We start from the raw sequence: 25,710 nt of genomic DNA, 5'->3' as shown, positions 1-25,710 counted from the left end.
CGCTCACGCCGCTTCGGGGTGCTGCAGCACCAGCACGGCGTTGGTGCCGCCGAAGCCGAAGCCGTTGGAGAGCACGCGCCCGAGCTTGGCATGGTCGACGCGCTCGCGCACGATCGGCATGTCGGCGAAGGCGGGGTCGATCTCGTCGATATGGGCGCTCGCGGCGATGAAGCCGTTCTGCATCATCAGGATCGAGTAGATCGCCTCATGCACGCCGGTGGCGCCCTGCGAATGGCCGGTGAGCGACTTGGTGGCCGAAATCGGCGGGGCCTTGTCGCCGAACACGGCGCGGATCGCCTCGATCTCCTTGAGATCGCCGATCGGGGTCGAGGTGGCGTGCGGGTTGATGTAGTCGATGCCGGCGCCGCCGGCCTCCTGCAGCGCGAGCCGCATGGCGCGGGCCGCACCCTCGCCCGAGGGGGCCACCATGTCGGCGCCGTCCGAGGTCGCGCCATAGCCGACGATCTCGGCATAGATGCGCGCGCCGCGCGCCTTGGCGTGCTCCAGTTCCTCGAGCACGAGGACGCCAGCGCCGCCGGAAATCACGAAGCCGTCGCGGTTCTTGTCATAGGGCCGCGAGGCGACCGCCGGGCGGTCATTGTAGTCGGACGACATCGCGCCCATGGCGTCGAACAGGCAGGACAGCGTCCAGTCGAGGTCCTCGCAGCCGCCGGCGAAGACGATGTCCTGCTTGCCCCAGCGGATCTGCTCGGCGGCGTTGCCGATGCAGATGTTGGTGGTGGCGCAGGCGGCCGAGATGGAATAGCTCGCGCCCTTGATCTTGAACCAGGTCGACAGCGTGGCCGAGGCGGTCGAGCCCATCGCCTTCGGCACCGCGAAGGGACCGACGCGCTTGGGGTTCGAATTCTTGCGGGTGATGTCCGCCGCCTCGACGATGGTGCGGGTGGAGGAGCCGCCCGAGCCCATGATGAGGCCGGTACGCTCGTTGGAGACCTCGTTCTCCTCGAGCCCGGCGTCGCGGATCGCCTGATCCATCGCGACGTGGTTCCATGCCGTGCCGCCACCATGGAAGCGCATGGCGCGGCGGTCGACGATCTCGCTGGCGTCGAGCTGGGGCGCGCCATGGACCTGGCTGCGGAAGCCGAGCTCGGCATAGCGCTCGCTGCGGGTGATGCCGCTCTTGCCCTCGCGCAGGGAGGCGAGAACCTCCTGCGTCGAGTTGCCGATCGACGAGACGATGCCCATTCCGGTTACGACAACACGGCGCATAGGCTTCCTTTCTTTCAAAGCAGGCGAGATGGCGCCGGAACCGGCGCCCCGCAAGGGTCGCGGGCTCAGGTCTGGAACAGGCCGACCTTGAGGTCGCTCGCGCGATAGATCACTTCGCCGTCGGCCTCCAGCCAGCCATCGGCGATGCCGAGCACGAGCCGGGAGCGCATCACGCGCTTGAAGTCGATGCCGTAGACCACCTTCTTCACGCTGGGCAGGACCTGGCCGGAGAACTTGATCTCGCCGGCGCCGAGCGCCCGCCCGCGCCCGGGGGCGCCGAGCCAGCCGAGATGGAAACCCACGAGCTGCCAGAGGGCGTCGAGGCCGAGGCAGCCCGGCATCACCGGGTCGCCGAGGAAGTGGCAGGCGAAGAACCACAGGTCCGGCTTCACGTCGAGTTCGGCGCGTACATGGCCCTTGCCGTTCGGTCCGCCGGTCTCGGAAATCTCGGTGATGCGGTCGAACATCAGCATCGGCGGCGCGGGAAGCTGCGCATTGCCGGGGCCGAAAAGCTCGCCGCGCCCGCACGCCAGCAATTCCTCGTAAGTGAAGCTCGACTGCCGCTCGACCATCGTATCGGTGCTACCCACGCTTGCCACTTTCTTTGCCTTGAGCGGCCTCGCCGCCAGCTCCCCAGCAGCGGTCGCCGGGGTCCGCCCCGACAGGCCGCCGATCGCTCGGCGCTTCCTATCACAGCGTCCTGCCCGCTCAAAGCCGTCGCGGCAACCCGCACGCCAATCAAAATGTCACGGCCATGACAGGCCCGGCGCCAAGCTCCGGCGCCCTGTCCGACACCGCCACAGATTGGAACAATTACGATTATCGCTCCCGATATTGCCCCGGCGCGTGGCGTATAGATATAATAACAGCTGAAAAACGCATTGGCTGGAAGCAGCGGAACAGGTTCGTTCCATCGCCGGCAGCGGTGCAAGACATGTTGCGGATCGGTCGCGCCGGAGCCCCAGGGGCCTGCCGGAGCGCCGATTTACAATGGTTCGGAATGCGAGATGAGTGAAGGCCTGCGCCCCCACAACATAGCGATCTCCCGCGTCGTGATCGACGAGGAGGAGCCCGTGCTGCCGGTTGCCCGCCTGCGCGACGGTGCCGGCACCAGCCGCACCGGCTGCCCGTTCCATGACGTGCGCCACATGCTGCGCGACGTCGGCCTGCGCCCGACCCGCCAGCGTCTGGCGCTCGGTTGGCTGCTGTTCGCCAAGGGCGACCGCCACATCTCGGCGGAAATCCTGCACGAGGAAGCGATCAAGGCACGCTTCCCGGTCTCGCTCGCCACCGTCTACAACACGCTGCACCAGTTCACCGAAGTGGGCCTGCTGCGCGAACTGGCGGTCGATGGCTCCAAGACCTATTTCGACACCAACCCGTCGGACCATCACCACTTCTTCCTCGAAGGCGAGAACAACCTCGTCGACATTCCGAGCGCCTCGGTCGAGGTGGAGCGCATTCCCGAGCCGCCGGAAGGCTACGAGGTGGCGCGCGTCGACGTGGTGGTGCGGCTGCGGCCCAAGCGCCGGGCCTGAGTTTTTACCCTTTGCGATGAACGACGCCCCGGTCTCCGCCGGGGCGTTTTTCGTTTGCGGCTCCGCTTGCCGGGTGCAGCGCCCGTGCTAGCATCCGGCCGCGAATTTTCCGGGGGAAACGTCATGCGGACATATGCGATCGCGGCGGCACTGCTGCTGTCGACGATGGGGATTGCTCAGGCGCAGGAGCCGCCGAATCTGGTCGGCGTGTGGAAGGGCACCGCCCAGGCGGTGGGCATCGGCCCGACGCCCTACCGGCTGCCGGACGGCCCCGGGCCGGTGTTCTTCGACCAGAACATGGAGTTCACCTACACCGTCACCGAGCAGCACGGCGCACGCTTCATCGGCACCATGGCCTCGGGCAGCGGCAAGGAGACCATCATCGGCGCGCTCCAGCCCCCCAGCTTCACGGCGGGCGTCATGCTCGACGATGACGGGCGCTACAGCGTGAATGTGCGCGACGCCGGCACCATCGACGTCTGCTACGATCACCTCTACCCCAAGAACAAGGTGGTGGCCTGCTTCACGCTGAAGAAGCAGTAGGCCGGCACGCCATTCAGGATGATCGAAGGCCGGTCCCGCGACCGGCCTTTTTCATGCGCCCTCAGCCGGCCCGCAGGAACGCCGCAAGGGCACGCAGCGCCTCCGCCGCCGGCGGCGCGCCCGCACGCCCGATCAGCATCACCCGCGCCGGCGGCAAGGGCGGCAGGCCGAGGCGCGGGCCGACATCAGCGGTACCCGATGGGGCGAGATGGGCCGCGAGGGGAGCGACCGCCAGCCCCGCCGCCACCGCGGCTGCCACCGAGGATACGCTGCCGCCGACGAACGCCTCCCGCCAGCCGATCCCGGCCGTGTCCAGCGCGCGGGTCGCGGTGGCGCGCACGCCGCAGGGCGCGGCGAGCAGCGCCAGCGGCAGTGGCGCACCCAGCGGCGGCAGGGCCTCGGGAACCGCGAACCAGCCATAGGCGTCGCGGCGCACCTCCTCGCCGTCGCGCCGGTCGCCCTCGCGGCGCACCACCACCGCGTCGAGTTCGGCCGAATCATAGGCGTCGAGCAGGTGGCGCGAGAACCCCATGCGCACGTCGAACACCACCTGCGGGCAGGCGGCCGCCACGCGGCGCAGCAGACCCGGCAGCGTGTCGCCCGTGGTGTGGTCGGAGATGCCGAGCCGCAGCCGGGCCGGCGCCTCCCGCCGCCAGTCTCGCGCCTCGCGGTCGGCCGCCAGCAGGCGCCGCGCACGCTCCAGAAAGGCGACGCCGTCGGCGGTGGGGCGGACATGGCGGGGCGAACGCTCCAGCAGGGAGCGGCCAAGGCGCGCCTCCAGCTTGCGCAGCCGCAGGCTTATCGCTGCCTGGGTGGTGCCGAGCGCCTCGGCGGCGCGGGTGAAGCTGGCGAGTTCCGCCACCCGCACGAAGGCCTGCACGAGTTCGAGGTCCAGCGGCCGTTCGGTCATATCAATCTGTTATCACTGATAGTTAAATTGATATGATTATATTATCTCATCGAACGACTTAGACAATCCTCCTCGCCAACGAAGGAGGCTGCCATGCCGATGATCCAGATAAAGTTCGCCGCTCTCGCTCCCGCACCGGAGCTGGAAGCCCGCATCGCCGCCCGCGCCGCCGCGCTGTCCTCCGCCCATCTCGGCAAGGACCCGTCCGTCACCGCCGTTTTGGTGGAGCGCGCCGATCCGGCCGCCTGGTTCTGCGGCGGGCGCACGCTCGCCGAGGACGGCCTCTCCGGCTTCTGGCTCGATATCCGCGTGACCGAGGGCACCAACACCAAGGACGAGAAGGCCGCCTTCGTCGCGGCGACCTTCGCGGCGATGGGCGAACTGCTCGGTCCGCTCCACCCGGAAAGCTATGTTCACGTGGTGGAGGCGCGCGGGGATTCCTACGGCTATGGCGGGCTCACCCAGGAGCGCCGCTACATCGCCGCGCGCCCGCTTTCGCCCGGCTAGGCGCTATTCCAGCTTCTCGCCGGGATAGACGCCCCACAGGCGTTCCTGCTCGACGAAGCCGTCGAAGCCGCTGTCGAAGAAGCGGCACCAGCGCCCGTCGCAATGATCGACCTTGCCGAGCACGCCGGGCTCGAGCCGGGCGCGGACGGCGGAGGAACGGCTCGGCTCGGCATAGAGCGCGGTCGGCTCGCCGCCCTTCCACGGGCTGACCAGCGCCGTGCGACGGCCCGACAGCATGGAGTGGTAGACCCAGCCCTCGGTGCCGTCCGCGTCGCGGATCCGCCGCCAGGTCTCGAACTCGGCGGTGATCTCGACCGGCAGCCCGGCGCGGGTGAACACCCACGCCACCGCATGGTCGCGGGTCGGACCCGAGCGCACATTCACCTTGTCGGCCTTGAGGCTGACGAAGCGTGGGACCGGCAGCCCGCTGGTGCGCCCGACCGGCCCGCCGGCCTCCTCCGCTCCGCCTTCCTGCGCGCGCACGGATGTCGGCGGCCCGAGGACGAGCAGCCCGAACGCCAGAACGCAAAACACTTTCCGCAGCTTCGCCCTGCCCCGAAGCCAGTCTTTGAACATCACCCAGATCACCCATTCGTCCGCCGGAAGCGGCGCTCCCCCCGAAACACGCCTGCACCCCGAATCGGTGCATTTTTGTGTTTCGTCGACCCGTCTGCTAAGGAACGCGTCGCCCGGTTTGGCGCGAGTGTGTGGCCCGTAGCGTTAACGGGAGCTTGACCGCGACGGGGATTTGTACGGGGAGCGACATGGCCCGCAAGAAGCCGCTGGTGGTTGTGACGCGCCGGCTACCCGACAAGATCGAAACCCGCATGCGCGAATTGTTCGACGCGCGGCTGAACGTCGACGACGTTCCCATGAGCCAGGCGGCCCTCATCGAGGCCGCCACCACCGCCGATGTGCTGGTGCCGGCGCTCACCGACCGAATCGACGCACGTGTGATCGAGGCGGCGGGTCCGAACCTCAAGCTGATCGCCAATTTCGGCAATGGCGTCGACCATATCGACGTCACCGCCGCCACCCAGCGCGGCATCGTCATCACCAACACGCCCGGCGTGCTCACCGAGGACACCGCCGACCTGACCATGGCGCTGATCCTCGCCGTGCCGCGCCGGCTCACCGAGGGCGCCGCGCTCCTTACTAATGGCGACGGCAACTGGCCCGGCTGGTCGCCGACCTGGATGCTCGGCCATCGCATCTGGGGCAAGCGCCTCGGCATCATCGGCATGGGCCGCATCGGCCAGGCCGTCGCCCGCCGCGCCCGCGCCTTCGGCCTGCAGATCCACTATCACAACCGCCGCCCGCTCCCCGCCCATATCGAGGAGGAGCTGGAGGCGACCTATTGGGACAGCCTCGACCAGATGCTGGCGCGGATGGACATCTTGTCCATCAACTGCCCGCACACGCCGGGCACCTTCCACCTGCTCTCGGCCCGCCGGCTCAAGCTGGTGCGGCCGGACGCCTATATCGTCAACACCGCGCGCGGCGAGGTGATCGACGAGCACGCGCTGATCCGCATGATCGAGGCGGGCGAGATCGCCGGCGCCGGCCTCGACGTGTTCGAGCGCGAGCCGGCGGTGAGCCCGAAGCTGCTCAAGCTCGCCCGCTCCGGCAAGGTGGTGCTGCTGCCGCACATGGGCTCGGCCACGGTCGAGGCGCGCATCGACACCGGCGAGAAGGTGATCGTGAACATCCGCGCCTTCATGGACGGCCATCGCCCGCCCGACCGCGTGCTGCCCGCGATGCTGTGAGGGGCCGCGCGCCGGTCCCTGCCCGTCATCCCGGACGGCCGAAGGCCGATCCGGGATCGTAGGCCGAATGGAAAGCGATCCCGGCTCTGCGGCTGCGCCTTCGGCCGGGATGACGACGCCAGCGGAGCGATGAGGCGCTACCTGACGTGCCCCGACAGATCCGTGATCGTCGGATTTTTCCCGGTGAGCGGGTTGTCCGGGTCCCAGCCATAGCTAAGCGTCTCGAAGCGCATCGACTTGGTGTCGATCATCAGCAGGCGGCCGACAAGGCTCTCGCCGAAGGGCACGACGGCACGGATCGCCTCCAGCGCCACCAGCGAACCCGCCACGCCGGCCAGCGCGCCGAGGATGCCCGCCTCCGCGCAGCTCGGTACCGTGCCGGCCGGCGGCGGCTCGGGGAACAGGCAGCGATAGGTCGGGTTCGGCGTGCCGTCCGGCCCCTTCTCGTGCGGGCGCAGCGTCGTCACCGTAGCGTCGAAGCGGCCCAGCGCCGCCGTCACCAGCGGCTTCCCCGCCAGCGCGCAGGCATCCGAGACAAGGTAGCGCGTGGAAAAATTGTCCGAGCCGTCGATCACCACGTCGACGTCGGCGATCATCTCAAGCGCGTTGGCGGCGTCGATGCGGCCGGCGATGCCCTCGACCACGACATGCGGGTTGAGCGCGGCGATGAAGTCGGCGGCGCTCTCGATCTTCGAGCGGCCGATATCCGCCGTGGTGTGGATGACCTGCCGCTGCAGGTTGGACAGCGACACCACGTCGTCGTCGACCACCACGAGCCGGCCGACGCCGGCAGCGGCGAGATAGACCAGCGCCGGCGCGCCGAGGCCGCCGGCCCCGACCACCAGCATGCTCGCCTTCTTCAGCTTCTGCTGGCCCGGCCCGCCGATCTCGCCGAGCACGAGATGGCGCGCATAGCGCTCCACCTCCTCGGCCGAGAAGAAGGGCTTTCGCGCGGCGGGGGTGGAGGCGGGGGCATCGGTGCTCATCACCGCCGCTATATAGCAACGATCCGGCCCCGCGCCACGGCCTGCCCACGGCCCGTGCCGGGGCTCGGGCACCGGCGCGGACCACACGGCGGAGCGGCCCGGGGCGAGGAATGGCGCGCGAATCGCGCTATCAAGCCGCATGAGCCCGACCCTGACCCCGACCGACTCACGCTCCGATCCGGCGGCAGACGACGCGCTGGTCGCCGCCGCGCTCGCCCGCGCCGAGGCGCTCCGGCAGCGCCGGCTCGTCCTTTATGCCGGCGCCAACCTGCCCACGCCGGGCGTGTTCGAAGCCTACGCGACCGGGCTCGGCGCCATGCCGGCCATGGGGCGCAGCTTCGACAAGGAGCAGCCCGATTCCGATCTCGTCAGCGAGCTGGAGGTCGCGGTGCGGGCGCGGGCCTGCGCGCTGTTCGGCGCCGCCTGGGCCGAGCCGCGCCTGCCCTCGGCGACGCTCGCCAACCTCGCCGTGTTCCACGCCTTCGCCGCGCCCGGTGACCTGATGCTGGCCCCCGCCCCGGCCCATGGCGGGCATCTGAGCCAGCGGCGCGGCGGCACGCCGGAACTCGCCGGCCTCGTGTGCGAGGAGCTGCCCTTCGACGCCGGCGCGCTGTGCCTCGATGCCGAAGGCGCGGCCCGAATGGTGGAAGAGCGCGCCCCGCGCCTCGTCATGCTCGGGCGCAGCGTGATGGTGCGGCCGGACGAGATCGGCCCGGTGGTGGTGGCGGCCCGCCGCGTCGGCGCACTGGTGGTGTTCGATGCCTCGCATGTCGCCGGGCTGATCGCCGGTCGCGCCTATCCCAACCCGCTCGAGGCCGGCGCCGACATATTGGTGACGTCGACCTACAAGACCATTCCCGGCCTGCCGCAGGGCCTCGTGCTCGGCCGCGATCCGGCGCAGGGCGAGGCGCTGGCGCGGCTGCTCGATGCGCGCTTCCTCGCCAATTACAACGCCGCCTTGCTGCCGCCGCTGCTGCGCACGCTGGACCACATGCAGGCGCACGGCACCGCCTATGCGCGGGCCGTGGTCGCCAACACCGCCGCGCTCGCCGCCGCCGTCCGCGCGCGCGACCTGCCGGTGATCGCCCCGCAGGCAGGTGAGCATACCCACCAGATGCTGGTTCCGATCGCCGCGAGCGAAGACCCGCGCGCACTGATCGCGGCACTGGCGCGCCACGGCGTCGTGGTCGGCACCAGCGCCGACATTACCCGCCCCGGACGTTCGGCGCTGCGCGTCGGCACCCAGTTCCTCGCCACGCTCGGTCTCGAGGCGGACGGCATGGACGAGGTGGCCGATCTCATCGCGGGGCTGCTGGAAGGCGAGGACGGCGTGTTCCTGCGCCCGCCCGCCCGGGAGGCGAAGGCGCAGCACGCCACCCTCGCCTGCATCGCCGCCCTTCTGGCGCCCCGCTGAGCCGGGACGCGAAGCATTGTCCGGTAGAGCGTGCGGGGCCCGCCGATCGCGCCGCCCGTTGGGGCCGCCCCTCGCGGCAACACGGCGCCAGCGCAGCGGCACCTGTGGCACCGCTGCAAACAGCCTGCTCGGCCCCGCATCACCCGGTTGCCGGCGCCCGGCCGTTCGACTATGAAGGCGCAGCATCGGTGCGTCTCCCGCGCCGCAGGCACCCGTAGCTCAGCTGGATAGAGCGTTGCCCTCCGAAGGCAAAGGTCGCACGTTCGAATCGTGCCGGGTGCGCCATTTCGGTACAAATCTGAGAACGCCGTTCGCCGCCGCTCCTACGCTTGAGGCGGCGACCAGCGTTCGCAGCAATTCCGACGTCGACCCCATGATGCGAACCTCGTCGTCGGCGACTTCGACACGCTGCGCCAGCGCGCGCAGGTGTCCAATGCCATCAATCGTTCGCGGCGCAACCCGCCAGGTCGGTTGTCTGTGGACCCGGCAAGGACCGGTTCAGTCGGTCGCCGCGGCGAGGATCGGCCCGCCGCCAGGCTCTTGAACGAGTATTGCAGTCTTCAGCCCCTTGGGTATGGCGGGCGTCCTGAAGGCGACGGACTCGCCATTCCAGGCGCCGAGCCGGGCCAGGTGATGGACGACATGGCTGTGGGGCAGCGTGCGCCCGGTATTCTCGCCGCGGCGCACCGGAACCTGCACCGTCGCCGGATCGAACCATACCAGCCAGACATCGGAGCCGCCGCTGCCCGTGCGCCCCTTGCCGATGTCGACGCGGTCGGAAGCGAGCGCGATCGAGGGCCCGGTCTTGGGCGGGCTGCTGGCGATGAGCGCCTGCATCTCCCGGAGATTGAAGCCGATGGCGGAAGCTCGCCCGTCGACCACCATCTGCGGCGTGAACGGGCCGGACTCGCCGAGCCTGGGCTCATAGACGGCCTGCCGCTGTGTGTATGCCGGCTGGCCGAACACGTCCTTCCAGCCGAGATAGTCCCAATAGGTCACGCTGAAGGACAGGGCGAGAACATCGGGACGCTCCGCCAGTTTGATCAGATTGGCATTCGCGGGCGGACAGGACGAGCAGCCCTGGCTGGTGAACAGCTCGACCACGATGGGTTGCCGATCGGGCGTGACGAACTCCGTCGCGGAGGCCGGTCCCGACAGGGCGAGCAGGGTCCCTGCCATCAGGACGCGCGAGGAAAGGCTCATGTGGTCGCTCCGGTTTCGCGTTGATGCCCAGGCAGAGGGCGTTCAACCCGTCTTCGCGTTTGCGCTCCCGCTTGTTACGGACTCACGCATTCGTGTCGCGGCAGGCGGCACAGGGAGGTGCCCTGCCGCTCACTTCACGAAGCCGTGATCGCTGTAATGTGGGCCGCCGTTTCGCCGTACCGCTTATGCGAGGCGCATCGGAAACCCTGCCGGGCTTCGCACACGCGACGCGGAGACCGGAATGCTCACTCATTCGCCTTACGAGCCGCTGCAGGCGCAGACGCTGGCCGACCGGCTGGGCGGTCTGCCGGAAATGACGGCACGTATCGGCCCGCCCGCGCAGTGGCAGGTCCGCGAGATCGGCGACGGCAATCTCAACCTTGTCTTCATCGTCGAGGGCGCGGCCGGATCGGTGGTGGTCAAGCAGGCGCTGCCCTATGCGCGGGTGGTCGGCGAAAGCTGGCCGATGTCGCTCGACCGATCCTTCTTCGAGCATGAGGCGCTGCTGCGCCTGGGCAGCCGCGATCCGGGCCGGCTGCCGGAGCTTTACTATTTCGATCGCCATCAGGCGATCCAGATCATGGAGCACCTCCGCCCCCACATCATCCTGCGCAAGGGCCTGATGGCGGGAGAGCGTTTCCCGCTCCTGGCCGGGCAGCTCGGGCGTTATCTCGCGCGAACCCTGTTCCGCGGGTCCGACTGGGCGATGGAGACGGCGCGGCGGAAGGCGGACCTCGCCTTGTTTGCCGGCAATGTGGAACTGTGCGGCATCACCGAGGACCTGTTCTTCACCGATCCGTTTCATGAGTGCGCGCGCAACAGCCACAGCCCGGCGCTGGACCGCGCCGTCGCCTCCATACGCGCCGACCGCGATCTGAAGCTCGCCGCGCTCGAACTGAAAGCGCACTTCTGCGGCAGCGCGCAGACGCTGCTGCACGGCGATCTGCACACCGGGTCGATCATGGTCTGTGCGGGCGATACCCGCGTCATCGACGCGGAATTCGCCACTTATGGGCCGATGGGCTTCGACATCGGCTCGCTGCTCGCCAATCTCTGGATGGCCGTTTTCGCCCTGCCCGGCCTTCAGCCGGACAGCGAGGAGAGGCGCGCCTATCGCGACTGGATCCTCGATACGGCAGAGACGATCTGGGACACCTTCGCCGAGGAATTCACCCGGCTGTGGCATGGCGAGCGCCAGGGCATTCTCGGCGGGCGGGAACTGTTCGAGGACCAGGGCGACGCCATCGGCAGCGAACTCGCGCTCAACACGATGATCGCCGGCATCTGGCGTGACGCGGTGGGCTTCGCCGGCATCGAGATGCACCGCCGCATTCTCGGCCTCGCCCATATCCCCGAATTCGAGACGATCACCGACGAGGCGCTGCGGGCCGGCTGCGAGCATCGGGCGCTGATGGCCGGGCGGGTGCTGGCGGTCGAGCGCGGGCGCCTGGCCGCCATCGGGCAAGTGCGCACCCTCATCGCCCGGCTGGAGGGCCGCGACCTATGACGGGCGTGCGGTCCTCCGGCAGCGGGGTGCGCCGTTCAACGGCGCGAAATGGCAATCCGGATGATGTCGTCGGGCGGGATCGGCGTTCCCTCGCCATCCTTCCAGGTCGGCAGCTTGGGGAAGTCCTCCCGGGGCAGGTCCAGCACGTTCAGGTGGCGGGCGAGGATGGCCACGGTCTCGATCGGCACGCCGACCGGGCGTCCGCCATAGCCGAACCAGCCGCCGAACGGCATCACCAGCACGATGTGGCCGTCGGGGGTGCGCACGACCTGCTTCACATAACCCAGCACGCGGTCGTCATAGTCCTGCATCGGCAGGCCGATCAGGTCGCCAACCCGGACCTTCTGCGGGAAGCGGCGCTCCATCCGCTGCTGCGGCGTCAGCGCGTCCTGCTCTGGTCCCGGCTGGGTATGCGCCCCACCTTCCGCGCGCATCGGCTTGGGGTCCTCGGCGTGAGCGACTGCCGGCATGCCGCACAGAAGCGAAGCCCCAAGAAGAAAATGAGCAAATTTACGACGCATGATGGCTATCTCCTTCGATGATGCGGAGAGATATGTAATGTTGATTTACAAAATCATCAAGACTATTTCGCATAAATCTCCTGAATACTACAACAAATAGAGTCAGAAATGAAGAAGATGCATCCTGTAGTTATTAGAATAATGCATTGGACCAATGCCGTTGCAATGATCATTATGATCATGAGCGGATGGAAGATCTATAACGATGAAGTTATCTTCGGATTCCTTCACTTTCCCGATGCGATCACGCTCGGCCCCTGGGCGCAGCACGGCCTGCAATGGCACTTCTTCGGCATGTGGGTTCTGGGGCTGAACGGCCTCGCCTATCTGGTCTATGGCATCGTCACGGGCCGTTTCCGGCGCCTCTTGCTGCCGATATCGCCGCGCGAGGTCATTCGCGAGGCGCTGGCCGCGCTGAGCTTCCGCCTGCAGCATGCCGACCTCACCCATTACAACGCGGTCCAGAAGACACTCTATGTCGGGGTGATACTGGTGATCATCCTGCAGGTGATTTCCGGTCTGGCGATCTGGAAACCCGTGCAGTTCTCCTTCCTGACCGCACTGTTCTACGATTTTCAGGGTGCGCGGCTCGCGCATTTCTTCGGCATGACGGCGATCTGCCTGTTCATGGTCGTGCATGTCGCCCTCGCCCTGCTGGTGCCGAAGACGCTGCTCGCCATGGTCACCGGCGGGCCGCGCATCGACGACGACCCCGCCCCCCGCACGCCATCGGCCCACGCCTCGAACATGTGAGAGATCGAGCCATGTCCATCCTTCGACGCCCGACCTCGCTGTTCCGCCCGCGTCGCGGCCCGGACCAGAGCCTGCTCACCGAAAACCGCTCCCTGATCGAGGATATCGACCGGCGCAAGCTGCTGCGCGGGGCTGTCAGCCTCGGGGCGCTGTCCATGCTCACCGGCTGCGACATCGCCGAGCAGAGCCAGGTACAGAGCGCGCTGCGCACGGTCTCCTCCTTCAACGACTGGGTGCAGGCCAGAATCTTCGATCCGAACAAGCTGGCCCCGACCTATTCGCCCGATCAGGTGGTGAAGCCGCCCCGCTTCAACGCCTATTACGAGATCGAGAACGTCAAGCCGGTCGATATCTCAAGCTGGAAGCTGGAGCTGAGCGGGCTCATCGCCGACAAGCGCCCGTGGAGTCTCGAGCAGATACATGCGTTTCCCGAGCAGGAAGTGATCATCAAGCACATCTGCGTCGAGGGCTGGGACTATATCGGCCAGTGGTCGGGGCCCAATCTGCGGCAGTTCCTGACGCGGATCGGCGCGGACCTGACGGCCAAATACGTCGCCTTCCATGGCCAGGACGATTATATGGAGAGCATCGACATGGCCTCCGCCCTGCACCCGCAGACCATCCTCGCCACCAAATATGCCGGCGAGCCGATCACCGATCCGTTCGGCGCGCCGCTGCGCCTGCGCACCGCCGTCAAGCTGGGTTTCAAGAATCCCAAATGGATCCGGGCCATCGAGGTGACGAACACCTATCAGGAGGGGTTCTGGGAGAAGCAGGGCTTCAACTGGTACAGCGGGCTGTGAATGCGAGGAAGGTGGGCGCGCATCGGCTTCGCGGGCCCCGCCGCGCGGCTGCGGAGCCGTGATGTTCTCCTTCGGAGCGACCTTTCTCGCCGGCGCGGTCGGTCTCGTCCTGTGGACGAGCGCGGGCTATGTGCTGGCGCGCGCGCTCGGCATCAGCCGCGCGCTGGCGCTGCCGCTCGCGCCGGCTCTCGGCTGGACCGTGCTGAACGCGCTGGCGCTGGAGATCGCGCGGCATGTCGGACTGCCGCTGGCCGGGACGCTGGGTGCCCTCGCGCTGGTGGGCGGCGCCTGGCTGCTCCGCGACGGCCGAGCGGACACGCCGCCCGACGACACGCCTGTCATACCCTTCTGGATCTTCCTCGCCGCCGGCCTCCTTGCGTTGGTGCCGGCGATGGCGGTGGTGCCGAAGGAGACGACGGCGGGCATCGCCCTCGCCCCGGCCATCTTCGACCATTCCAAGATCGCCCTGATCGACGCCTTCGTCCGCGACGGGGTGCCGCCGGTCAATCCGTTCTATGGGCCGCCCGGCGAGCCGGCGGGCGTCGCCTATTACTATCTCTGGCACTTCGGCGCCGCCCAGCTCGCCGGTCTCACGGGTGCCCGTGGCTGGGAGGCCGACGCGGCGGCGAGCTGGTTTACCGCCTTCTCCACGCTGATGCTGATGGCGGGGCTGGCGCTGCGGTTCGCCGGTTCGCGCCTTGCGGCCGCCTTCGCCATCGCCCTGTGCTGCGGCGGGTCGCTGCGGCCGGTTCTCGAGGCGCTGTTCGGCGAACAGGCGCTCGGCACGGTCCTGCGCCCGGCCACCGGCTTTGCCGGCTGGCTCTTCCAGTCGAGCTGGAGCCCGCACCATGTCGCGGCGGCCGGCGCGCTGGTCATCGCCACGCTGCTGGCGGTGCGGCTCGCCGCCAATCCCCGGGCGCTGACGGCCGCCGTGCTGGGGCTGGTGGTCGCCGGGGCTTATCAAAGCTCGATCTGGGTCGGCGGCCTCGTGCTGGCCCTCGCCATGCTGGCGCTGGTGCCGCTACTGCTGCGCATGAGCCCGCCGGGTGGCCTGCGGCGCCTGCTTCCGCTCGCCTGCGGGGCGGCACTGCTGGCGCTTGCGTTGGTCGCGCCTCTTCTGGTCCAGCAATATCACGCCGGCATGCTGCGCGGTGGCGGCAGCCCCGTCGCCCTCTCGCCGTTCCCGGTCCTCGCCGAGGCCGCCTTCAGCCCCTTAGGGCGTCCGCTCGATCTTGCCGCCTACTGGCTGGTGCTGCTGGTGGTCGAGTTCCCGCTCATCTATCCCGTCGGCGCGGTAGCGCTCTGGCGGCTGGCCTCGCGCAGCGACGCCCACACGCTAGCCGGCTGCGAGGCGCGGGCGCTCGGGCTGCTCACGCTGGTCAGCCTTGCCGCGAGCTGGCTGCTGGTCAGCACGGTCGGCGACAATAACGATCTCGGATGGCGCGCGGTGCTGCCGGCACTCATGGTGCTGACGGCGGCGGCTGCGGCGGGGCTCGCACGACTGGTCGCGCGTCGTCGCGGCATTACCGTCGCGGGCGCCAGCGCCGCGCTGGTGGCGAGCCTCATCGGCGGCGCCATCATCGCTACCGGCAATGCACGGGGCGAGGTGTCCGCCGACGCCGCCGGGTTCGCGCGCGCGCCGGCCATGTGGGCGGCGGTGCAGCGGCATGCGCCGGCAGAGGCGCGGGTGGCGAACAATCCCGCGCTGTTCGCTGATATGACTCCGTGGCCGGTCAACATTTCCTGGGCGCTGCTCGCCGACCGCCGCTCCTGCTTCGCCGGCAACGAACTGGCGATCGCCTTCGCGCCGCTCTCGCGGCAGCGGCGCGGCGAGATTTCCGACCGGTTCCTGCGGGTCTTCGCCGGCGAGGGATCGGCGGACGATCTGCGCGCGCTGGCCGAGGCCTATGGCTGCGATGTCGTCCTGGTCACCGCCCGCGACGGCGCCTGGGCGCGCGATCCGTTCGCGGACAGCCCGCTCTATCAGCTGGCCGAGACCGAGCCCGAGGCGTGGCGGGTCTACGTCGCGACGCCCTCCTTGGGCGGTTCCCGCCCGGACCCGCTCGCGGCGCGGAGTGGTTCCTCCCAGCCTCCTCAAGCGCCGCCTTGAGCCCGAAGAACCGCCCGTCGACCGCCGCCGGGTTGTCGCGGTTGAGCGCCGTGATGCGCCGATGAGGGTCGACCACATAGGTGGCCAGGATCGCCCACGTCGATGGCCGCGCCGAGGACGAAGCCGGCGCGCAATTCCTCGATCCTGGCCTCATAGCGAGCCGGCCGGCCGCCGGCGCGGTACACGCGAACTCCGCTTTCAACGCCGCGAGGTCGTGATCCAGAGACATGGGATCGTCCTTCGGCTCGGGCGCCGGGAATAAGAGGCGTTTCGCATTTTAGTTCGTTCGTTCTATAATGTGCTCCTCCGCGAATGCTGGCATGCTGCTCGCGAAACGAACGGACGGACGAAGCAATGGCCAGACCGAGGGAATTTGACGAAGAAGCGGTGCTGGACGCGGCGGTCCAGTGCTTCTGGAGTCGCGGCTATGAGGCGACGTCGGTTCGCGATCTGATCGAGAGCACGGGGCTGACCGGGGCCAGCATCTACAATGCGTTCGGGGACAAGCGGACCTTCTACCGCAAGGCGCTCGCCCACTATGTCCAGGAAAGCATCGCGGATCGCATCCGGCGGTGCGAGGGCATGGCGCCGCGCGCGGCGATCGGCGCCTTCTTCGCGGAGATTCTCAACCGCTCGCTGAGTGACCAGGATCACAAGGGCTGCATGCTGGTCAACGCCGCGTTGGAAGTTGCGCCGCACGACGCGGAGTTCAGGGAGGACGTGGCCAGCGTCCTGACCCAGCTTCAGGCCTTCTTCCTCGGATGCGTTGCCGCCGGACAGGCCGACGGTACGATCACCACATCTTTGTCGGCTGAGGATCTCGCCCGCCATTTGCTCGGCGTCTTGATGGGGGTGCGCGTGCTAGCACGCGTGCGGCCGGAAAGAGCGGTGCTTGAGGGCGTGGTCAGTTGCGCTTTCGCCCTGCTCGATGGCGGCGTGAGCCGAGCGGCATAGGCCGACATCCACGCGCGCCGCTGGAGCTATGGCCCGCATCTTCAGCCCCCCCGGCCGTGACGCGTGCCGGGATAAGATATCGATGAGTTCATCGGTCTTCGCATCGGCCGTCAGCATCACGCCGATGCCAGGAAATTCGCAGGACGATGCGCTTTCCTTGCTGTCCTGCGGCCGCCTCAAGGCAAGACGGTGCCGATGGCGGACGTTCGCGGAACGGCAGGACTACCAGCGCAGCAGGCTCCGGCCGCCCGCATAGCCGGCGAGCATCATTGCCAGGATGCCGAGGCTGTACCAGACGGCGACGAAGAGCGGGCTGTCATCCGGGCAGTGCGCGGCATACCAGGTTGCGCCGATGGCTCCCGCCGCCAGTCCTGCGACGGCTCCGGTGCGGCCGGGATGCGTCGGCGCGCCCTGGCGGAGAACAAGCAGCAGGCATACCAGCGGTCCCAGCGCCAGCATGGGGATCGTGCGCAGGCAGAAGACGGCATTCTGGCCGACCAGATTGCTCATCCACATGTCGGACGGAAGCACATAGAGTTCACTGGCTATCGCCCCGGCCGCCAATGCCGCCGCAGCGATGAGGAGCCAACCCCAGATGCCGTTGCCGGCGGCCGGCTGCGCCATCGTCAGCGCCATCCCCGCCGCGCCCATTGCCAATGGCAGCATCAGTGCGAATTTGAGCGGGAAACGGAGCGTCTCGGCCGCCTGCGCGAGGTTCGGCCGCAGACCGACCGTCGTGAAGAACAGCACGCCGGCGAGGACGACGCCGCAGAACAGCGCAGCGAAGTACAGCGTGCGGAACGGCCATTGCGGCGCCGCGTCCTTGGCAAGCAGATCGATGAGATCGTCCGTTTTCACGTTTGGCACTCCCGATGCGCAGACAGGCTCTCCCCAGCCGCGCCTTCGCGATGTTCAGGGAATCTCAGTCGATTATCCCAGATAGGCGTGGCGACGAAATTCCACTAGCTGCGCGACAGCACTAACACGCCGACAAGGATGATGCCGATCCCCGTCGCGCGGGCGGGGGACATCGGCTCGCCGAGCAACTGCCATCCCGCCAGCGCCACCAGTACGAATCCGAGCGCGAGAAAAGGATAGGCAAAGGAGACCTCGATGCGGCCCAGCACGTAGAGCCACGTCAGCAGGCTGAATCCGTAGCAGGCCAGCCCCGCCAGAATGGCGGGGCGAAAGGCCAGGTCCGCGAAACCGGCGAGCACCGAGCCATTCCCCGATTGGGCGGCCGATCGCGCCCCTATCCGCAGCAAGATCTGCGCGAGTGCGTTGAACGCTACGCTGGCGAGAATCAGGCCGATCAGGGCGGTACGCGTCATCTTGCCGCCACGCGCGCTCGCGCCGGCTGCTCCTCCGACAGAGCCGCCAACTCGGTCATGCCGTCGGCGAAATCGACCGCAGGCGCCCAGCCGAGTTCGCGCCGCAGCCGGGACGAGTCGGCCGTTATGTGACGGACGTCGCCGAGTCGGTATTGGCCGGTCACGACCGGCGCCGGGCCGTCCAGCGCCTGCGCCAGCGCCTGCGCCATATCCCCTACGGTGCGCGGAGTGCCCGAGCCGACATTGTAGGCCCGGACGCCCTCGGTATGTCGCTCGCAGGCACGCACGGTCGCGGCCGCGACGTCGCGCACATGCACGAAGTCGCGTCGCTGCCGGCCGTCCTCGAACACACGCGGCGCCTCGCCTCGCCGCAGCGCGGAGGTGAAGATGGAAGCGACACCGGCATAGGGCGTGTCGCGCGGCATGCCGGGACCGTAGACGTTGTGGTAGCGCATCATCGCCACTGAACCGCCCGCCGCCCGCGCCCAATTGGCGGCGTAGAATTCCTGCGTCGCCTTGCTGGTCGCATAAGCGTTGCGCGGATCGAAGGAAGTCTCCTCATCCACCAGCCCGACGGCGAGGGGGCGAGCGCAGATCGGGCAAGGGGGCTCGAAATCGCCGGCGGCGAGCGCGCTTTCGAGCCGTGGGCCGGGCCGCACGGAGCCATGCTCGGGGCAGCGGCCGAACCCCTCGCCATACACCACCATCGAACTGGCCAGTGTCAGCCGCGACACGCCCGCCCGCGCCATGGCGGCGAGCAACTCGGCGGTGCCGACATCATTGGAGGACGCATAGTCCGGCATGTCGCCGATATCGACGCCGAGGCCGACCTTGGCGGCGAGATGAATGACGGCATCGACGCCGCTCACCGCCTGCGCCACGAAGGCCGCGTCGCGCACGTCGCCCACCCGCGCCTCGACACCGCGCGGCGTCGTCCATGCGGCACCGGAACGATGCACGTCCGGCCGCAGGGAATCGAGCGCCCGCACCTCGTGGCCGCGTTCAAGCAGCTGGGCGAGCACATGCTGGCCGATGAAGCCGGCGGCGCCGGTGAGGAGGACGTGCATGACTTTCTCCCTGTATCGGTCAGCGCCGCGCCACGGGAACCACCGCCGGCTCGGAGAGCCGCCCCGCGCGCTGGTGCCACGCCAGACGCATGAAGGTGGTGGAGATCTTCCAGGCCGCGCTCAGCCCGGCGGCGAGATTGCCGGAGACCTTTGACTGTCCGCCGCGCCGGCAGCGATGGTCGACCGGCACTTCCAGACAGCGCAGGCCGGCGCCCGCCGCGCGCATCTGCATTTCCAGATTCCACCCATAGGTCTGCTCGCGCATGCCGAGCGCGAGGAGGCGGTCGGTCCGCATCGCCCGCAGCGGCGACATGTCGGTGAAACGCACGCCGTAAGTCAGGCGCAGCAGCACGCCCGCAATCCGGCCCGCAACGAGCTGCTGCGGTGTCATGGAACCGGGTTCGCGTTGTCCGCGCAGCCGCGAGCCCATGACGAAATCCGCCGTGCCGGCCGCCACCGGCGCGACGACGGAAGGGAGAAACGCGGGCACATCGCTGCCGTCGCCATCGAGGAAACAGACGATGTCGCTTCCGGCACCCACCGCCGCGAGGCCGGCGGCGCAGGCCCGGCCATAGCCGCGCACCGGCTCGGACACCACGCGCCCGCCCGCGGCGGCGGCCCGCTCGGCGGTGCGGTCACGCGAGCCGTTGTCGACGACGATCACCTCGCCCACACCTTCGGCCAACACGTCGCGCACCACCGCCGCAATGGCCTCTTCCTCATCCAGGCAGGGAATGACGACGGCGACGTGCCGGAGAGCGTCCTGTCCCGTCATGCCGCACCCGCCTGCGCGGGTTGCGCAACGGCCTGGGGCGCGCGGCGGCGGCGCACGAAGGCGGCGGTGCGCGCGGCGGGCTGACGCACGAAATCGGCCGGCGCGAAGGGCAACGGCAACCCATCCAGCTCCTGCTCCAGAAGAGCATAGGATGCGGCGTCGTCGACATCGTACCAGGGCGCGAGTTCGACGACCGGCAGCCCGATGTCGCGGGCACGCTCCAGCGTCAGGCGGTACACCTCCGGCGTGCTCCACGGAATGTCCGCGAACAGGTGCGGATGCGGCCGGGAGAGCCCGATGAAGGTATAGCCACCGTCCAGTGCCGGGCTCAGCACCGCCCGGTCGCCGCTTTTCAGCGCCTCGACCGCCTGCCGCAGCACCGCCTTCGGCAAGGTGGGGCTGTCGGAATTGATAAGAATGGCGCCCGCATGTCCGCGCGCCAGCAGGTCGGCGATGCCCTTGTCGAGCCGCTGGCCGAGATCGCCCTCGCCTTGCAGCACAAGGCTGAAGTCGGGCGGGAGCAGCCGGGTCAGTGCCCCTTCCGATCCTGCCGGCGTATAGACGGCATAACCCTGCGCATCGCCCTCTGCGGCAAGCTCCGCGATGGTGGCGGAAAGGTCGGCGATGAAGCAGCCGGAGATTTCCGCGCATTCCTCGGGGCGCAGGGGCGGCGACAGGCGGGTCTTGGATTTGCCGGGCGCCGGCGTCTTGCAGATGATGGCCACTGCGACAGTCGACATGATGCGTGTCCTCACATGCGGGTCAAAAGGTCGAGCGAGTCGGCAAGGTCGCGATACAGATCGTCCGGGTCTTCAAGGCCAACGGAAAGCCGCAGCAGGTCGTCCGGGCAGGGCGAGCCCTCGCCTTCGATCGAGGCGCGATGCTCGATGAGGCTTTCGATGCCGCCGAAGGAGGTGGCCCGGCGCCACAGCTGGACCTGGGCGGCGGCGGTGATGGCGGCTTCGGCTCCGCCGCGCAGGCGCAGGGACAGCATCCCGCCGAAACCGTGAGACATCTGCCGTGCGGCGATGGCGTGGCCGGGATGGTCCGGCAAGCCGGGATAAAGGACGGCGCCTATCGCGGGGTGTCCGCGCAGCCGCTCGGCGATCTGGGCGGCACTGCGGCTCTGCTCCTTCACGCGCAGGTCGAGCGTGCGCAGGCCCCGCGTCAGCAGCCAGGCGTCGAACGAACCGAGTACGGCCCCATGCTGGTCACGCATGTCCTTGATGCGCAGCCAGAGCTCTGAACGGTCGGCACTCGTCAAGGCGCCCGCGACCACATCCGAATGGCCGTTGAGATATTTCGTGGCGGAGTGCATCACGATGTCGGCGCCGAAGTCGAGCGGCTTGGTCAGCACCGGCGTCGCGACGGTGGAATCGGCACACACCATTGCGCCCGCCCGGTGGGCGAGATCCGCCACGGCAGAGATATCGGTCACGGTCCAGAGCGGGTTGCTCGGGGTTTCGATCCAGACCAGACCGGTTTTGCCGGGGCGGAGGGCAGAACGGATATCCTCGAGCTTCGACATGTCGACGAAGCTCACCTCGTGACCGTAGCGGTGGGCCGATTGCAGCCACACACGCAGCCCCCAGTACATGTCGCGCGGCGCCACGATGTGGGTCGGTGGCAGGGCGGTGAAAACGGCCGTCGCCGCCGCCATTCCCGAGCCGAACAGAACGGCGTCCCGCGCATGCTCAAGCTCGGCGATCTGCCGCTCGGCCTGCTGGACGGTGGCGTTGTCCTTGCGACCGTAGACGTGGCCGGAGCTGTAGCCGTTATCGGGATCGCGCACATAAGTGGTGCTCATGTCGATCGAGGGTGTCAGTGCGGTCGACGGTGGTCGTCCGACGCCAAGTGCGCGTGTAGCCACGGTTCGGGGCAGAAAACGGCGGGTGGGACGGTCGTCCATGGAACCTGCGATCGGTGGAGCAGTCGGAGCCAAACGTGATGCGGTCCGGCTGACGGCCGGATGCGCGATGTACCCTGTACGCAGCGGGGGGCCACTTCGTTACAGCGCGGTGCTATTTTTGGGTCGGGTCGGCGTCGGGCGTGGACACCGAGGACGTCAACGCTGTCGGATGCGTGGCGTCGCCGGATCGCCGGAAGCGCCAGATCGGCTCGAGACAACGCGCCAGAAGCGCCGCTCCGCAGATCATGTGACCGCCGACGATAGCCCGGCTGCCGGAGGGCGCGCTGCCCGCGCCTTGAACATGGTCAAACGCCTATCCCGCCGGCGTGGATGCCTTGCCTGCGGCCTTCGGGCGGCCTTAGCCCCCTTGCCGCGGCGGACTTTCAAGGAGCGTGACGGCTTCCCTCGTCCAACGCGCCGCCGCGCTTGTCGAAATGCACGGCCCCAAGCCAACCGTTTTGCCGAGCCACAGGACAAGAAGGGCCGTCATGCTATCGCCGCACCCCTCTCGGAGATATAGATTGGGCATTATAAAATAGTCCGGCAAAGGCTGGCGGAGCGCGTAAGAGGCGCATGTGACACAGGCGGATCGCGAGAGTGAGTGGGCCGCCGACATGCGCGCTGCACTGGCGGGCGATGCTGATGCGTATCGCCGGTTTCTGCAATGCGTGACGCCGCATCTGCGCGCCGTGGCGCGCAAGAACTGTACCCAATACGGGGCACCCGTCAGCGATGCCGAGGACGTCGTTCAGGAAGCGTTGCTGGCGATCCATCTGAAGCGCAGGACGTGGGACCCGGCGCGGCCCATCACGCCATGGATTTCGGTCATCGTCCGCAACAAGCTGATCGATATGCTGCGCCGGTCGGTTCGGCTTACCGTCCCCATCGACGATCTCGCCGAAGTGCTCGCCGCCGAGGAGCCGGTCGACGATTCACCTGCTGCCCACATCGGGAGTTTGATCGGCAGACTGAAGGATCGTCAGCGTGCGGTTGTTCAGGCCGTCAGCATTGAAGGCTGCACGACCCGGGAGGCCGCCGCCCGCCTGCGCATGAGCGAGACGGGCGTTCGCGTGACCTTGCACCGGGCGTTGAAAGCCCTCGCGACGCTTCATCAGTCGAGCCCGGGGTGAACAGCAGAGACCCTTCCGGCACGCTGAAGCATCCGCTCAATCGGCGAGCGTAACGCTCCCGGTATCATGTGCGGATGCCGGGAGCCGGTGGAGGCATGTCGACCTTACCAGGGCAGCGTCCGGTCGAAGCGATCGACAAAGCGCAGTCCGGGCTTGCCGTGATTTTTTCCCAGCATATCGGCGACCTGCGGAATGCATTCCTCGACGGTGAAGGTGGCGTCGGCGCCGCCCATGTTGGTCTGGATCCAGCCCGGCGCCACCAGGAGCTTGGCCCGGCGGTCGTGGAGGCCGGCAGTTTCGCGAGGGCCGCCGAACTGCTGGGCCTGTCGCCTTCGGGCGTCAGCCGCGCAATCGCCCGTCTGGAGAACCGCGTCGGAGTGAGGTTGCTTGACCGCACCACGCGGTCACTTCGACTGACGGCGGAAGGGGCGCGTTTCTATGGGGAGGTGCTGCCGCATCTGGAGGGCATAGAAGACGCGGCCAATATCGCCTCGGGATCGGCGAGCCAGGTACGCGGGCGGCTGCGCATCAACGTCGATCCATTCTTCTCGGGCCTGGTTCTCGCGCCGTACCTGCCGGCCTTCTGCAAGAAATATCCGGACCTCAGGATCGAGATCTACACCCGCGATTCGATCGGCGATCTTGTCTCCGACGGCATGGACCTCGCGGTCCGGTTCGGGCCGCAACCCTTGTCGTCCATGGTCGCGCGGCTGCTTCTGGAAACCCGGATCCTGACGGTTGCTTCGCCCGCTTATCTTGAGCAGTACGGGCGTCCGCGGCGGCCGGAGGATCTTGCCAGCCATGCCTGCCTCCAGTTTCGCGATCCTCGGACAGGCCATCCTTTTGAATGGCAGTTCCAGCGCGGCAGGACAGTGATTCCGATCACGACATCCGGACCGGTGCTACTGACCGACGTCAATACCATGCTGACGATGTGCCTGGCCGGAGCCGGCATCGCGCAGGTGATGGCGCTTGGCGTGCAAGGTCATCTCGATGCCGGGCGGCTGGTGGACCTGTTTCCAGACTGGCCGGGAGAGGTGTTTCCGCTCTACGCGGTTCATCCATCGCGACGGAACCCGGCCGCCAAGGTCCGCGCATTCCTGGACTTCTGCCTGGAGATGACGCGCATCGCGGCGCGAACAACCTAGAAATAGCCACCGCGCGGGATTTCGCGCGCGGCACCGGCTCCACCAACTGACGCACGAGGTCCGGCCCGGATGACGCCGAAGGCGAGGTGCGCGCTTCGGCGCCACTGACAGGTATTTTATCAGCTAGACCGAGATAGCTACCCGGCTCGATCAGCATATGGGCCATGGCGCCGAGGGCCCGCCCGCCACGTCGGGCCGGCGCACCAGATCCAGCGTCAGCCACCCACTTGACGGTCGACCTATCGACCTGTCATACCAGTTGACAGCCATGATCACCGTGGCCGCCATAGCGCGCATAAGACGCGTGGGCGTATCAGGAGGAATTGATATGGATCGTGCCTTCAACGCGCCCCGCACGGGGCTGCGGCGCTTGCGCTCGACTTTTTTCGCCATAGGCCTCGCCGCCGGTATCGGCGGCCTGATGCACTCAGCGTCGGCCGAGACGCGTGCGAAGCCGTTCGACGCCTGGCCGAAATCTGACGTGATGAAGACGATGAGCCTCGCCGAGGCCAAGGCCATCGTGGCGGCTCGAACCGGCCCGCAGACCGAATGGAAGGGCCCGACCAGCGGCCCGCAGGCGGCCACCGACGCCGTCACCGTCGTCTATGTCTCGGCCGATCAGTCCTACGTCTCCTTTGTGAACTGGGGCCGTGGCGTGACCGAGGCGGCCGAGGCCCTCGGCTGGAAAGCCGTCACGCTGAACGGCAAGGGCACCGTCACGGGCACCCTCGCGGCCATGCAGCAGGCGGTTGCCATGAAGCCGGCCGCCATCGTCACCTCGGCGGATGCGAGCGCGCTGCAAGGGCCGATCAAGCAGGCGGTCGACGCCGGCATCCCCGTCATCGGCATCCACTCGGCGGCGTTCCCGGGTCCGGACCCCGAGAGCAACCTCTACATGAATATCGGCTCCGATCCGGTCGAGATCGGCGCGGCGCAGGCGGCCTATGTCATCGCCAAGTCGGAGGGCAAGGCCCGGCTGCTGCACTTCCTCGACAACAGCTTCGCCATTGCCCGCCTGAAGGCGCAGGCCGCCACGGAGCCGGTGAAGAACTGCGAGGGCTGCAAGTTCCTCGAGATGATCAACATCCCGATCGCCGACCAGACCAAGCGCATTCCCTCGGTCATCTCGGGCGTCATCGCCAATTACGGCGACGATTGGTGGGGCACCACCTGCTGCGACAACTTCTATCCCTACATCGCCTCCGCGCTGCGCGCCTCGGGCGTCAGCCCCTCCAAGGTTCGCCTCGTCGGCGCCGACGGCCCGCCCTCGGCCTATGACATGATCCGCAAGGGTGAGTACGAGGTCGCGACCGTTCCCGAGCCCTCGACGCTCTTCGGTTATCAGGCCATCGACTCCGTCGTCCGCGCCATGGCCGGGCAGGAGCCGGCGAAGTTCGTGCAGCCCGTCTACCTCGTGACGCGTGAAAACGTCGACAAGGAAGGTGGCGACAAGAACGAGTTCATTCCGAGCAACGGCTTCGCTTGCCACTACATGAATGTGTGGCGCGGCAAGAAGAACGCCTGCTGATCGCGCAGGAGACCGGCTCGCCATCTACCGGCCGGTCTCCACCGCATCCCTGCAATGATCTGTTCTGGACACCCAAC

Annotated in this window: 26 protein-coding genes and 1 tRNA gene; 14 read left to right on the top strand and 13 right to left on the bottom strand. The window is 68.1% G+C overall.

What is annotated here, in order from left to right:
• Positions 1-3: 3 nt before the first annotated feature.
• Both fabB and fabA read right to left on the bottom strand, forming a co-directional pair.
• The gene (fabB, locus tag GBB76_RS16080) at positions 4-1,230 is read right to left on the bottom strand and encodes a beta-ketoacyl-ACP synthase I (protein WP_152304241.1); all 1,227 of its coding nucleotides are present in this window, start codon (positions 1,228-1,230) and stop codon (positions 4-6) included.
• A gap of 65 nt (positions 1,231-1,295) precedes the next feature.
• Positions 1,296-1,802: a 3-hydroxyacyl-[acyl-carrier-protein] dehydratase FabA gene (fabA, locus tag GBB76_RS16075; RefSeq protein WP_152304922.1), complete on the bottom strand. Its 507-nt coding sequence runs from the start codon at positions 1,800-1,802 to the stop codon at positions 1,296-1,298.
• Positions 1,803-2,237: 435 nt separating this feature from the next.
• Here fabA and irrA point away from each other — a divergent pair, with 435 nt between their 5' ends.
• Positions 2,238-2,768, top strand: coding sequence for an iron response transcriptional regulator IrrA (gene irrA / locus GBB76_RS16070; protein WP_152304240.1), 531 nt, complete (start codon positions 2,238-2,240; stop codon positions 2,766-2,768).
• A gap of 123 nt (positions 2,769-2,891) precedes the next feature.
• A complete protein-coding gene (locus tag GBB76_RS16065; protein ID WP_152304239.1) occupies positions 2,892-3,311 on the top strand; it encodes a hypothetical protein in 420 nt (139 codons plus the stop codon).
• A gap of 61 nt (positions 3,312-3,372) precedes the next feature.
• Here GBB76_RS16065 and GBB76_RS16060 read toward each other — a convergent pair whose 3' ends face one another.
• The gene (locus GBB76_RS16060; RefSeq protein WP_152304238.1) at positions 3,373-4,221 is read right to left on the bottom strand and encodes a LysR family transcriptional regulator; all 849 of its coding nucleotides are present in this window, start codon (positions 4,219-4,221) and stop codon (positions 3,373-3,375) included.
• Positions 4,222-4,314: 93 nt separating this feature from the next.
• Here GBB76_RS16060 and GBB76_RS16055 point away from each other — a divergent pair, with 93 nt between their 5' ends.
• A complete protein-coding gene (locus GBB76_RS16055; protein ID WP_152304237.1) occupies positions 4,315-4,728 on the top strand; it encodes a tautomerase family protein in 414 nt (137 codons plus the stop codon).
• A 3-nt stretch (positions 4,729-4,731) separates the two neighbouring features.
• On the opposite strand, the gene GBB76_RS16050 is transcribed toward GBB76_RS16055, so the two are convergent.
• On the bottom strand, positions 4,732-5,271 hold the full coding sequence (locus GBB76_RS16050; RefSeq protein WP_371717118.1) for an SH3 domain-containing protein: 540 nt from the start codon (positions 5,269-5,271) through the stop codon (positions 4,732-4,734).
• Positions 5,272-5,492: 221 nt separating this feature from the next.
• On the opposite strand from GBB76_RS16050, the gene GBB76_RS16045 reads away from it, so the two are divergent.
• Positions 5,493-6,494: a D-glycerate dehydrogenase gene (locus GBB76_RS16045; RefSeq protein WP_152304235.1), complete on the top strand. Its 1,002-nt coding sequence runs from the start codon at positions 5,493-5,495 to the stop codon at positions 6,492-6,494.
• A 137-nt stretch (positions 6,495-6,631) separates the two neighbouring features.
• On the opposite strand, the gene GBB76_RS16040 is transcribed toward GBB76_RS16045, so the two are convergent.
• A complete protein-coding gene (locus tag GBB76_RS16040; protein WP_202911121.1) occupies positions 6,632-7,480 on the bottom strand; it encodes a molybdopterin-synthase adenylyltransferase MoeB in 849 nt (282 codons plus the stop codon).
• 139 nt (positions 7,481-7,619) lie between these two features.
• Between GBB76_RS16040 and GBB76_RS16035 the strand changes: the two genes are divergently transcribed.
• Both GBB76_RS16035 and GBB76_RS16030 read left to right on the top strand, forming a co-directional pair.
• Entirely contained in the window at positions 7,620-8,894 is a 1,275-nt protein-coding gene (locus GBB76_RS16035; RefSeq protein WP_152304234.1) for a glycine hydroxymethyltransferase, read from the top strand.
• 208 nt (positions 8,895-9,102) lie between these two features.
• Positions 9,103-9,179, top strand: a tRNA-Arg gene (locus GBB76_RS16030).
• Between the two features lie 213 nt (positions 9,180-9,392).
• Here GBB76_RS16030 and GBB76_RS16025 read toward each other — a convergent pair.
• Entirely contained in the window at positions 9,393-10,097 is a 705-nt protein-coding gene (locus GBB76_RS16025) for a thioredoxin family protein (RefSeq protein ID WP_162375631.1), read from the bottom strand.
• A gap of 241 nt (positions 10,098-10,338) precedes the next feature.
• Between GBB76_RS16025 and mtnK the strand changes: the two genes are divergently transcribed.
• The gene (mtnK, locus tag GBB76_RS16020; RefSeq protein ID WP_152304233.1) at positions 10,339-11,604 is read left to right on the top strand and encodes an S-methyl-5-thioribose kinase; all 1,266 of its coding nucleotides are present in this window, start codon (positions 10,339-10,341) and stop codon (positions 11,602-11,604) included.
• 35 nt (positions 11,605-11,639) lie between these two features.
• On the opposite strand, the gene GBB76_RS16015 is transcribed toward mtnK, so the two are convergent.
• A complete protein-coding gene (locus tag GBB76_RS16015; RefSeq protein ID WP_162375628.1) occupies positions 11,640-12,074 on the bottom strand; it encodes a PRC-barrel domain-containing protein in 435 nt (144 codons plus the stop codon).
• Between the two features lie 159 nt (positions 12,075-12,233).
• Between GBB76_RS16015 and GBB76_RS16010 the strand changes: the two genes are divergently transcribed.
• The 4 genes from GBB76_RS16010 to GBB76_RS15995 all read left to right on the top strand — a co-directional run bounded on the left by GBB76_RS16010 (position 12,234) and on the right by GBB76_RS15995 (position 16,745).
• Positions 12,234-12,878 carry a cytochrome b/b6 domain-containing protein gene (locus tag GBB76_RS16010; protein WP_152304231.1) on the top strand — a complete coding sequence of 215 codons (645 nt, stop codon included), beginning with the start codon at positions 12,234-12,236 and terminating at the stop codon, positions 12,876-12,878.
• An 11-nt stretch (positions 12,879-12,889) separates the two neighbouring features.
• Entirely contained in the window at positions 12,890-13,681 is a 792-nt protein-coding gene (locus tag GBB76_RS16005) for a molybdopterin-dependent oxidoreductase (protein WP_152304230.1), read from the top strand.
• Positions 13,682-13,742: 61 nt separating this feature from the next.
• Positions 13,743-15,791, top strand: coding sequence for a hypothetical protein (locus GBB76_RS16000; RefSeq protein ID WP_152304229.1), 2,049 nt, complete (start codon positions 13,743-13,745; stop codon positions 15,789-15,791).
• A gap of 354 nt (positions 15,792-16,145) precedes the next feature.
• A complete protein-coding gene (locus GBB76_RS15995; RefSeq protein ID WP_152304228.1) occupies positions 16,146-16,745 on the top strand; it encodes a TetR/AcrR family transcriptional regulator in 600 nt (199 codons plus the stop codon).
• A 222-nt stretch (positions 16,746-16,967) separates the two neighbouring features.
• On the opposite strand, the gene GBB76_RS15990 is transcribed toward GBB76_RS15995, so the two are convergent.
• The 6 genes from GBB76_RS15990 to GBB76_RS15965 all read right to left on the bottom strand — a co-directional run bounded on the left by GBB76_RS15990 (position 16,968) and on the right by GBB76_RS15965 (position 21,827).
• Positions 16,968-17,603: an NrsF family protein gene (locus GBB76_RS15990; RefSeq protein ID WP_152304227.1), complete on the bottom strand. Its 636-nt coding sequence runs from the start codon at positions 17,601-17,603 to the stop codon at positions 16,968-16,970.
• A 104-nt stretch (positions 17,604-17,707) separates the two neighbouring features.
• Positions 17,708-18,076: a 4-amino-4-deoxy-L-arabinose transferase gene (locus GBB76_RS15985; RefSeq protein ID WP_152304226.1), complete on the bottom strand. Its 369-nt coding sequence runs from the start codon at positions 18,074-18,076 to the stop codon at positions 17,708-17,710.
• Positions 18,073-19,143 (bottom strand): NAD(P)-dependent oxidoreductase, encoded by a 1,071-nt coding sequence (locus GBB76_RS15980; RefSeq protein WP_152304225.1) that lies wholly within the window; start codon positions 19,141-19,143, stop codon positions 18,073-18,075. Before GBB76_RS15980 ends, GBB76_RS15985 begins: the two co-directional genes overlap by 4 nt.
• A gap of 19 nt (positions 19,144-19,162) precedes the next feature.
• The gene (locus tag GBB76_RS15975; protein WP_152304224.1) at positions 19,163-19,918 is read right to left on the bottom strand and encodes a glycosyltransferase family 2 protein; all 756 of its coding nucleotides are present in this window, start codon (positions 19,916-19,918) and stop codon (positions 19,163-19,165) included.
• The gene (locus tag GBB76_RS15970) at positions 19,915-20,658 is read right to left on the bottom strand and encodes a TIGR04282 family arsenosugar biosynthesis glycosyltransferase (protein ID WP_152304223.1); all 744 of its coding nucleotides are present in this window, start codon (positions 20,656-20,658) and stop codon (positions 19,915-19,917) included. The genes GBB76_RS15975 and GBB76_RS15970 overlap by 4 nt, the downstream gene beginning before the upstream one ends.
• Positions 20,659-20,669: 11 nt before the next feature.
• Positions 20,670-21,827, bottom strand: coding sequence for a PLP-dependent aspartate aminotransferase family protein (locus tag GBB76_RS15965; protein WP_152304222.1), 1,158 nt, complete (start codon positions 21,825-21,827; stop codon positions 20,670-20,672).
• Positions 21,828-22,402: 575 nt separating this feature from the next.
• Between GBB76_RS15965 and GBB76_RS15960 the strand changes: the two genes are divergently transcribed.
• From GBB76_RS15960 to GBB76_RS15950, 3 genes are all read left to right on the top strand, one after another.
• Positions 22,403-22,957 carry a sigma-70 family RNA polymerase sigma factor gene (locus GBB76_RS15960; RefSeq protein ID WP_152304221.1) on the top strand — a complete coding sequence of 185 codons (555 nt, stop codon included), beginning with the start codon at positions 22,403-22,405 and terminating at the stop codon, positions 22,955-22,957.
• Positions 22,958-23,052: 95 nt separating this feature from the next.
• Positions 23,053-24,105 carry a LysR family transcriptional regulator gene (locus tag GBB76_RS15955; RefSeq protein ID WP_152304220.1) on the top strand — a complete coding sequence of 351 codons (1,053 nt, stop codon included), beginning with the start codon at positions 23,053-23,055 and terminating at the stop codon, positions 24,103-24,105.
• Between the two features lie 268 nt (positions 24,106-24,373).
• A complete protein-coding gene (locus tag GBB76_RS15950) occupies positions 24,374-25,633 on the top strand; it encodes a substrate-binding domain-containing protein (protein ID WP_162375625.1) in 1,260 nt (419 codons plus the stop codon).
• The last annotated feature ends 77 nt before the right edge of the window (positions 25,634-25,710 follow it).

The sequence above is a fragment of the Ancylobacter sp. TS-1 genome (genome assembly GCF_009223885.1).
In the GTDB taxonomy this organism is placed as follows: domain Bacteria; phylum Pseudomonadota; class Alphaproteobacteria; order Rhizobiales; family Xanthobacteraceae; genus Ancylobacter.
The sequence above is the reverse complement of the archived record's forward strand: the minus strand, read 5'-3'. Positions and strand labels throughout refer to the sequence as shown.

What these genes read in the sequence shown, in the direction of transcription:
- irrA (WP_152304240.1), top strand. Translation starts at nt 2,238, where the DNA reads ATGAGTGAAGGCCTGCGCCCCCACAACATAGCGATCTCCCGCGTCGTG.
- fabA (WP_152304922.1), bottom strand. Translation starts at nt 1,802, where the DNA reads ATGGTCGAGCGGCAGTCGAGCTTCACTTACGAGGAATTGCTGGCGTGC.
- mtnK (WP_152304233.1), top strand. Translation starts at nt 10,339, where the DNA reads ATGCTCACTCATTCGCCTTACGAGCCGCTGCAGGCGCAGACGCTGGCC.
- GBB76_RS16045 (WP_152304235.1), top strand. Translation starts at nt 5,493, where the DNA reads ATGGCCCGCAAGAAGCCGCTGGTGGTTGTGACGCGCCGGCTACCCGAC.
- GBB76_RS15975 (WP_152304224.1), bottom strand. Translation starts at nt 19,918, where the DNA reads ATGACGGGACAGGACGCTCTCCGGCACGTCGCCGTCGTCATTCCCTGC.
- GBB76_RS15995 (WP_152304228.1), top strand. Translation starts at nt 16,146, where the DNA reads ATGGCCAGACCGAGGGAATTTGACGAAGAAGCGGTGCTGGACGCGGCG.
- GBB76_RS15955 (WP_152304220.1), top strand. Translation starts at nt 23,053, where the DNA reads ATGTCGACCTTACCAGGGCAGCGTCCGGTCGAAGCGATCGACAAAGCG.
- fabB (WP_152304241.1), bottom strand. Translation starts at nt 1,230, where the DNA reads ATGCGCCGTGTTGTCGTAACCGGAATGGGCATCGTCTCGTCGATCGGC.
- GBB76_RS16060 (WP_152304238.1), bottom strand. Translation starts at nt 4,221, where the DNA reads ATGACCGAACGGCCGCTGGACCTCGAACTCGTGCAGGCCTTCGTGCGG.
- GBB76_RS15970 (WP_152304223.1), bottom strand. Translation starts at nt 20,658, where the DNA reads ATGTCGACTGTCGCAGTGGCCATCATCTGCAAGACGCCGGCGCCCGGC.
- GBB76_RS16015 (WP_162375628.1), bottom strand. Translation starts at nt 12,074, where the DNA reads ATGCCGGCAGTCGCTCACGCCGAGGACCCCAAGCCGATGCGCGCGGAA.
- GBB76_RS15985 (WP_152304226.1), bottom strand. Translation starts at nt 18,076, where the DNA reads ATGACGCGTACCGCCCTGATCGGCCTGATTCTCGCCAGCGTAGCGTTC.
- GBB76_RS16065 (WP_152304239.1), top strand. Translation starts at nt 2,892, where the DNA reads ATGCGGACATATGCGATCGCGGCGGCACTGCTGCTGTCGACGATGGGG.
- GBB76_RS16055 (WP_152304237.1), top strand. Translation starts at nt 4,315, where the DNA reads ATGCCGATGATCCAGATAAAGTTCGCCGCTCTCGCTCCCGCACCGGAG.
- GBB76_RS15980 (WP_152304225.1), bottom strand. Translation starts at nt 19,143, where the DNA reads ATGCACGTCCTCCTCACCGGCGCCGCCGGCTTCATCGGCCAGCATGTG.
- GBB76_RS16000 (WP_152304229.1), top strand. Translation starts at nt 13,743, where the DNA reads ATGTTCTCCTTCGGAGCGACCTTTCTCGCCGGCGCGGTCGGTCTCGTC.
- GBB76_RS15965 (WP_152304222.1), bottom strand. Translation starts at nt 21,827, where the DNA reads ATGGACGACCGTCCCACCCGCCGTTTTCTGCCCCGAACCGTGGCTACA.
- GBB76_RS16035 (WP_152304234.1), top strand. Translation starts at nt 7,620, where the DNA reads ATGAGCCCGACCCTGACCCCGACCGACTCACGCTCCGATCCGGCGGCA.
- GBB76_RS15950 (WP_162375625.1), top strand. Translation starts at nt 24,374, where the DNA reads ATGATCACCGTGGCCGCCATAGCGCGCATAAGACGCGTGGGCGTATCA.
- GBB76_RS16005 (WP_152304230.1), top strand. Translation starts at nt 12,890, where the DNA reads ATGTCCATCCTTCGACGCCCGACCTCGCTGTTCCGCCCGCGTCGCGGC.
- GBB76_RS16025 (WP_162375631.1), bottom strand. Translation starts at nt 10,097, where the DNA reads ATGAGCCTTTCCTCGCGCGTCCTGATGGCAGGGACCCTGCTCGCCCTG.
- GBB76_RS16010 (WP_152304231.1), top strand. Translation starts at nt 12,234, where the DNA reads ATGAAGAAGATGCATCCTGTAGTTATTAGAATAATGCATTGGACCAAT.
- GBB76_RS16040 (WP_202911121.1), bottom strand. Translation starts at nt 7,480, where the DNA reads ATGAGCACCGATGCCCCCGCCTCCACCCCCGCCGCGCGAAAGCCCTTC.